8 protein-coding genes are annotated in these 7,590 nt (G+C 73.3%); all 8 read right to left on the bottom strand.

Going from position 1 to position 7,590, the window contains the following annotated elements; translation table 11 throughout:
• A partial coding sequence (locus M3N57_08765; protein ID MDP9022772.1) for a S8 family serine peptidase occupies positions 1-1,182 on the bottom strand: 1,182 nt, incomplete at its 3' end.
• Between the two features lie 101 nt (positions 1,183-1,283).
• Positions 1,284-2,798: a lysine--tRNA ligase gene (lysS, locus tag M3N57_08760; protein ID MDP9022771.1), complete on the bottom strand. Its 1,515-nt coding sequence runs from the start codon at positions 2,796-2,798 to the stop codon at positions 1,284-1,286.
• Positions 2,795-3,565: a type III pantothenate kinase gene (locus M3N57_08755; GenBank protein ID MDP9022770.1), complete on the bottom strand. Its 771-nt coding sequence runs from the start codon at positions 3,563-3,565 to the stop codon at positions 2,795-2,797. The genes lysS and M3N57_08755 overlap by 4 nt, the downstream gene beginning before the upstream one ends.
• Positions 3,566-3,571: 6 nt before the next feature.
• On the bottom strand, positions 3,572-4,612 hold the full coding sequence (gene nadC, locus M3N57_08750) for a carboxylating nicotinate-nucleotide diphosphorylase (protein ID MDP9022769.1): 1,041 nt from the start codon (positions 4,610-4,612) through the stop codon (positions 3,572-3,574).
• Between the two features lie 19 nt (positions 4,613-4,631).
• Positions 4,632-5,012, bottom strand: a complete 381-nt coding sequence (locus M3N57_08745) for an aspartate 1-decarboxylase (GenBank protein ID MDP9022768.1) — start codon at positions 5,010-5,012, stop codon at positions 4,632-4,634.
• 53 nt (positions 5,013-5,065) lie between these two features.
• Positions 5,066-6,073 (bottom strand): pantoate--beta-alanine ligase, encoded by a 1,008-nt coding sequence (gene panC, locus M3N57_08740; protein ID MDP9022767.1) that lies wholly within the window; start codon positions 6,071-6,073, stop codon positions 5,066-5,068.
• Between the two features lie 3 nt (positions 6,074-6,076).
• Entirely contained in the window at positions 6,077-7,189 is a 1,113-nt protein-coding gene (locus M3N57_08735) for a class II histone deacetylase (protein ID MDP9022766.1), read from the bottom strand.
• Between the two features lie 3 nt (positions 7,190-7,192).
• Positions 7,193-7,590 (bottom strand): DUF2520 domain-containing protein (locus M3N57_08730; GenBank protein MDP9022765.1); only part of this gene is annotated, 398 nt, incomplete at its 5' end.

The raw sequence follows: 7,590 nt of genomic DNA, 5'->3' as shown, positions 1-7,590 counted from the left end.
GGCCAGCGCGTCGGCGTACACGTCGGCGCGCGCCACCGCGACCGTGCCCGCCCGGGTGTGGATCCGGCGCGACACGGCCGCCGCGGTCGCGATCCGCTCGGGTCCGGCGTGGCGTTCCACGATCCGCGTTCGGCCCACCGGGACGGCGACGGCCGCAGCGGCGTCCACGATCCCGTACCCGTACACCGGGGTGTAGACCCCCCGCTGGCCGGTCACCGGCGTGCGGGCGGTGGCCTTCAGCACGTCGACCACCGCACGCGGCGTACGCCCTTGAGCCAGCAGCAGCGCGGCGACACCGGCCACGTGCGGGGCGGCCATCGACGTCCCGGACCAGTACTCGTACCCCGTGTCCGGGCCGCAGCCCGAGGGCAGGTCCGTCGGCCACGTCGACACGATGCCTTCGCTGCACAGCAGCTGCTCGCCCCCGGGGGCGGCGACCACGTTCAGACTGGCGTCCAGCCCGCCGCTGGAGTAGGTGGCACGCTGCTCGCGACGGTCGGTGGCCACGACGCAGATCACCGCCGGGTCGTACGCCGGCTCGGCGCACAGCGGCAGGGTGTCGTTGCCCGCCGCAGCGACCACCACCGCCCCGCGGCCGACCGCCTCGGTGACCGCCTCGCGCAACGTTGTCGAGTGCCCGACCAGCGGGCGAGCGCCGAGGCTGAGGTTGATGACGTGCGCTCCGTTGTTGGCCGCCCAACGCACGCCCGCCGCGATCTCCTGGTCCGAACCCGTCGCCATGCGTGATCCCGCCCGCAGGACCTTCACCGAAAGGATCCCGGCGTCGGGGGCGACCGCGGCGATGCCCTGTCCGTTCCCGGTCGCGGCCGCGACGATGCCTGCAACGTGCGTGCCGTGGCCTGCGGTCTCGTGAGGTGACGGGGGCTCCCCGTCGAGCCAGTGGCCGGTCCCGCAGCCGCCTGCCTGGTCGGGGCAGCCGGCGAACGTCGCACCGCCAACGACCTTCCCGCCGAGGTCCGGGTGGCCGAAGTCCATGCCGGTGTCGACCACGGCGACGACCACGCCGCCTCCCCTCGTGGCGCTCCAGGCTTGCGGTGCGCGGACCTGGTCCAGACCCCACTGCAGGCCGCGCATCGGATCGGGGGTCGTGCCCGCGGCGACCGCGGGAGCGCCGGCGACGGTCAGGACAGCGGCGAGCACGAACGCGACGGTCGAACGCACGGTGACAGATCGCCTGGTCGGGGGCGACAGGGAGAACGACCGGCGGGCCGCAAGGTTCCGCAGACCGACTCCCAGCCGCCGAGGCTGGAAGATCAGGAAGATCAGGCTCGGGGGCGCAGCGTCGGGAACAGGATCACGTCACGGATGCTCGGGACGTCAGCCAGGAGCATGACCAGCCGATCGACGCCGACGCCCAGGCCGCCGGTCGGCGGGAGCCCGAGCTCGAGCGCGGCCAGGTACGGCTCGTCGACGACCATGGCTTCCTCGTCGCCGGCGGCGCGCGCCTGGGCCTGCGCTTCGAAGCGCTGGCGCTGGTCGTCGGCGTCCACCAGTTCGCTGAAGGCGTTGGCGAGCTCCCGGCCGACGACGATCAGTTCGAAGCGTTCGACGACGTCGGGCTCGGAGCGGTGGCGACGGGCCAGCGGTGACGTCTCGACCGGGTGGTCGATGACGAAGGTGGGTGCCCACAGGTGGCCCTCCGCCAGGGCCTCGTAGAGCTCGAAGATCAGCTTCCCGGTGCCCCAAGTGGGCTGCCACGCCACACCGTGGCGGTCGCACGCACGGCGCGCGTCCTCGACCGGCATGCGGTGGTCGAGGTCCTCCCCGCTGGCCTCCGCGGCGAGCTCCAGCACGGTCCGCCGCGGCCACGGCGTCGACAGCGACAGCGACCGTCCCTGGTACGCGAGCTCCAGGGTCCCGACGGCCTCCTCGGCGGCGCGCTGCACCAGCGCCTCGGTCAGCGCCATCATGTCGGTGTAGTCGGCGTACGCCTGGTAGCACTCCAGCATCGTGAACTCGGGGTTGTGGCGCGGGCTCATCCCCTCGTTGCGGAAGTTGCGGTTCAGCTCGAACACGCGGGTCAACCCGCCGGCGACCAGACGCTTGAGGTACAGCTCGGGGGCGATCCGCAGGAACAGGTCGACACCGAGCGCGTTGTGGCGCGTCACGAACGGGCGGGCAGCGGCCCCACCGGGGATCGGGTGCAGCATCGGGGTCTCGACCTCGACGAACCCGCGGGCCTCGAGCTCGGCGCGGAGCGCCGCCACGACCGCCGAACGCACGACGAACGCCCGGCGGCTGTCGTCGTTGACGATCAGATCGACCTCGCGCTGGCGGTAGCGCTGCTCGACGTCGCGGAGGCCGTGCCACTTCTCCGGGAGTGGCCGCAGGCTCTTCGACAGCAGGACCAGGTCGGTCGGCCTGACCGACAGCTCGCCCTTCCGGGTGACCACGACCTCCCCGGCGGCCCCCAACCAGTCGCCGGCGTCGAGCTCCTCGAAGAGGGTCATGGCGTCCTCGTCGAGGACGTCACGGTGGCAGAACAGCTGCAGGTCGGTGCCGTCCTCGCGCAGCACCCCGAACGCCACACGACCCATCTCGCGCTTGGCGACCAGCCGGCCGGCGACGGTGACCTGCGCCCCGCTCTCCTCACCGACCGCCAGGTGCCCCCACCGCTGGCGCACGGCGGCGAGAGTGTGGGTCGGGGCGAAGCGCGGAGGGTGCGGGTCGTGACCGCGCTCAGCCAGGCTGGCAGCTTTGGCGCGACGGGCGGCGATCAGTTCGTCGAGCCGCGACCGCTCGTCCTGCGGGGACTCCTCAGCAGGCTGGTCGCTCACGCGGTGTTCCTCTCCCAGATCAGGCGCAGACCTTTCAGCGTCAGCCATGGATCGTGGTGATCGATGCTGGTGCACGCCTCCAACACGGCGGGGGCGAGCCCGCCGGTCGCGACCGTGGTGGCCTCCCCACCGACCTCTCCGCGGATGCGCGCGACGATCGCGTCGACCACACCGGCGGCGCCGTAGACCACACCTGACTGTAGAGCCGCGACGGTCGAGGTCCCGATCACGCTGCGGGGCGTGACGATCTCGACCTTCGGCAGGCGCGCGGCCTTGGCGACCAGCGCCTCGAACGACAGCTGCACCCCTGGTGCGATCGCCCCGCCGACGAACCTGCCGTCGCGGCTGACCACGTCGAAGGACGTCGCCGTCCCGAAGTCCACCACGACCGACGGGGCGCCGTAGAGCTGCTGTGCGGCGACCGCGTTCACGATGCGGTCGGCGCCGACCTCGCGCGGGTTGTCGACCTGGACGGCGATGCCGGTCCGCGTGCCGGGTTCGACCACGACCGGCTCGAACAGGAAGTAGCGTTGGACCATCTCGCGCAGCGCCTCGGTGACCGTCGGCACGACCGAGGCGATCACCACGCCGTGGACGTTGCGAGAGAACGACAGGTCGGCGAACGCGAGCAGGCCCTGGAAGATCAGAGCGACCTCGTCGGCGGTGCGGACGGTCTCGGTCGAGATGCGCCACTGCTCGGCGAGCTCGACACCGTTGAACACCCCGACGACCGTCTGGGAGTTGCCGACGTCAACGGCGAGGAGCACGCTTCCTCAGCCGTTCTCAGGCGGTCCGAACAGCCAGTCCTCGCCGACGTCGTCGCTGCCGGGGACGGGTGCCTCGTCCGGCTCCGCCGCCACCTCCAGCCCGACGTCGAGCCACCCGGCGCCGGTGCGGGGACCGACCGCGATGCCGTCCACGCCGGCGTCAGCGTAGGCGCGGGCCTCGCTGACGCTGATCGGGCCGCTGACCTCGACCCGGGCGCGGCCGGCGATCCCCTCCACGGCGACGCGGACGTCGTGGGGCGTGAGGCCGCGCAGGAGCAGGTCGGTGGCGCCGGCAACGATGGCCTGTTCGATCTCGTCGGCTGCGGTGACCTGGACCTGCACGGGCCGGGTCCCGGCGCGCTCGAGCGCTGCGCGGGCGGCTGGCCCGACGCCGCCGGCCGCCGCGATGTGGTGCTGGTTGACCAGCAGAGCATCGTGCAGGCCGATGCGTCCGTTGGTCCCACCTGCGGCGCGGACGGCGGCCTTCTCCAGCAGCCGCAGGCCGGGGGTCGCCTGGCGCGTGTCACGGATGGCGCAGCCGGTCCCTGCGACGGCGTCGACGTAGGAGCGGACGGTGGTGGCGATACCCGACAGGTGACCGACGATGTTCAGGGCGGTCCGCTCACCGGCGAGGATCGCGCGGAGCGGGCCGCGGACGGTTGCGAGCGGGTCGCCGGCCTGCACGGCGTCACCGTCGGCGGCGTCCAGCTCGACCTCGACGCGGGGATCGACGTGCGCGTAGACCTCTCGGATCGCCGCCACGCCGGCCACCACGCCGGGTTGGCGCGACACGATCCGCGCGGTCGCATGCTGCTGCGGTGGGACGCAGGCCTGGGACGTGAGGTCCCCGAGGGGCCCGAGGTCCTCAGCCAACGCACGGACCACCACCCGCCGCAGGCCACGGGCGGTCTCGTCGCCATCGACGTCGACGGCTGGTTCGGGCCGCACCGGGGCAGCCGCGGCCTCGGCGGCCTCGCCGGTCGGTTGAGCGCCCACCCGGTCCCAGGCGTCGTCGCCCGCCACTTCGGCCGGCTCGGGTGACGGCACGTCAGGTTCGTCGGGGGGTCTACGCCAACGCACCGGCGACCTCGGGCCCGACCGCGGTGACGCGGTTGGCGTCGTCGACGAACACGACCGTGGGTTGGTGCGAGACGGCCTCTGCCTCGTCGAACTCCGCGTAGCTGATGACGATCACGCGGTCACCCGGGTGCACCAGGCGTGCGGCTGGCCCGTTCAGCGCGACCACCCCCGACCCGGACCTGTCCGGGATGACGTACGTCTCGAGGCGCGCGCCGTTGTCGACGTCGACGACCTGGACCTTCTCGTGCGCGATCAGGTCGGCGCGGGCCATCAGCGCCGCGTCGATCGTGATCGAGCCGACGTAGTCGAGGTTGGCCTGCGTGACGGTCGCGCGGTGGATCTTGGACTTCATCAGGGAGCGGCGCATGTGGCCTCCGTGTCGTTCCACGCGCTGGGGAGCGCCCGGTTCCAACCGGCCGATCAAGCGGACGCCGCCCCGCCGACCGCGTCGACGAGTCGCTCCTCGTCGTCGTGGTCGCCCACGACCACGTTGTCGATCAGACGCGCCGGGCCCACGTGCACCGCGACCGCGACCAGCAACCGTTCCTGCCGCAAGCGACGTCCCGTGCCGGGGCCGCGCGCACGTCCGGAGGCGCCGGTCCCTGTCCCGCGGGTTGACCCGTCGGGCGGGACGAGCGTGTCGGGGTCGACGACCGCGACGTAGTCCACACGGGCGCGTGGCTCCGCGGCGATAGTACCGAGCGCCGCTCGCCGCAGCACGTCCGGGTCGGGTGGCTGGCCGGCATCGCGGGCCCGTCGGGCGGCCTCGACCGCTGCAGCCAGCCCCCTCGACAGGCACCTCGCGGCGTTCCGGTCGGCGACCTCCAGGTAGGCGTTGCGGCTGCTCGCCGCGACGCCGTCCGCCTCGCGGACGGTGGGGACGGCCACCACGTCCACGGGGATGTCGAGGTCAGCGACCATGCGACGGATGATCACCAGCTGCTGGTGGTCCTTCCGGCCGAAGACGGCGACGTCCGGCTGGACCTGGTGCAACAGCTTGGTGACCACGGTGCAGACCCCGTCGAAGTGGCCGGGCCGCGACGCCCCCTCGAGGCGGTCGCTCAGGTCGCGGACCGAGACGGCGGTGTCGAGGGCGCGGTCGGTGCCCGGGCGCCATCCCGGGTACATCTCAGCGACCGTCGGGGTGTAGAGCACCGAGGGGGTCGCCGGCCCCAACTCGAGAAGTGCCGCTTCGTCGCGTTCGACGGGGCGTGGGTAGGACAGGTAGTCCTCACCGGGACCGAACTGCAGCGGGTTGACGAAGATCGACACGACCACGGCGTCGGTGTGCTCGGCGGCAGCGCGGACCAGCGACAGGTGCCCGGCGTGGAGCGCCCCCATGGTCGCGACGAACCCGATCGTCTGTCCGCGTTGGTGGAGGGCGGCCACCGCGCCGCGGACGGACGTCACCGTCGTGACCCGCCGCACGTCTCACAGTCCCCAGTGATCGCTGAGCGCGTCGATCGTGGCCTGCAGCGCGTCGTCGAGCGTGCGGCGCAGCTCAGCGCGGGCCTGGGCGAGCTCGCTGTCGCCCTGGAACGGATCGGTGACCTCCGTGCGCACCCCGACGGTCCCCTCGAGTACGGCCAGGGTGCAGAAGGGGGAGTACTCGGGGGAGAACGCCTCCTCCTGCAGGACCACGATCCTGCCCTCGCAGACGTCGTCGGCGACCTGGCGCAGGCTCGATGTCATGTCGCGGAACCCGTGGGTGGTGACCAGCATCCGCCCCCGCGGGTCGCGGAGGTTGGCGTCCTGCCCGGCGGAGATGATCAGCAGGTCGGGGCCGAACTGCCGGATGACGGGCGCGACAACGCGCTCGACGGTCCGCAGGTAGCCACGGTCGCCGCTCCCGGGCGGCAACGCCACGTTGACGGTGGTGCCCCGCGCCGCCGGGCCGCCGATCTGTGTGGCGTCGCCGAAGCCGGCCGGGAACCACCCGTCCTGGTGCAAGCACACGAACAGCACGTCGGGGTCGTCCCAGAACACCTGCTGGGTACCGGCGCCGTGGTGGACGTCCCAGTCGACGATCGCCACCCGGCCGAGTGCGCGCGTGCTGCGGGCGTGTGCCGCGGCGAGCGCGGCGTTGTTGAACACGCTGTCGCCTCCGCCGCGGTCGCATCCGGCGTGGTGGCCCGGTGGCCGCAGGAGTCCGAACGCGCGCACGACGATGCCATCCAGCACCGCGTCGGTGAGCGCCACCGCGGTCCCGGCCGCCAGCACCGCCGCGTCCCAGGTGCCGTGCGCGATCCGCAACCCTGCGTCCAGGCCGCCGCCGCCAGCGGCGGCGAGCTGACGGACCCGTGCGACGTAGCGGTCGGTGTGCACCAGCCGCAGCTCCTCGCTGGTCGCTGCGCGGGCGGGGAGCTGGACCAGGTCGTTGAGCAGGCCGGAGTTGGCCACGAGCTGGGCGGTGCGGCGGGTGATGCGCACGCTAGCCGATCGGGGTTCGGGGTCGAGGAGCTGTCCGGTGGGCAGGCGGATCGTGTCGACGCCGGCGTCGTGCAGCAGGAAGCGCGGGTCGTAGGTGTAGGCGGTGCGCGCCACGGCTCAGCTTCCCTCCCCGCCCGCCGCCAGGACGTCGCCGACGGCGCGCACCACGTCCGGGTCCAGCCCCGGACGGGCCTGGTGGAGCACGACCTGGTTGAGCGCACGGTAGGCGGCGGCCAGCTCGGGGGCATCCTCGGACAGGCGTGCCAGGTGCCGCCGGAGCGTGCCGACATCGCCCCGGACCACCGGGCCGGTCAGCGCCGGCGCTCCGTGGGCGAGGGCGTGCTCCACGCTGACCCGGACCAGCGGCTCGAGGAAGGCCGCAGGGTCGGGGATGCGGGCGGCCAGCGCGAGCTGGCGCGCGACCGACACGGCGGCGCCCACCGCGTTGGATCCGATCACCAGCGCCGCGTGGTACAGCCCGCGGCGGGCGTCGGCGACGTCGACCGGGATCCCGC

This window comes from Actinomycetota bacterium (genome assembly GCA_030776725.1).
Lineage (GTDB): Bacteria > Actinomycetota > Nitriliruptoria > Nitriliruptorales > JAHWKO01 > JAHWKW01.
The sequence above is the reverse complement of the archived record's forward strand: the minus strand, read 5'-3'. Positions and strand labels throughout refer to the sequence as shown.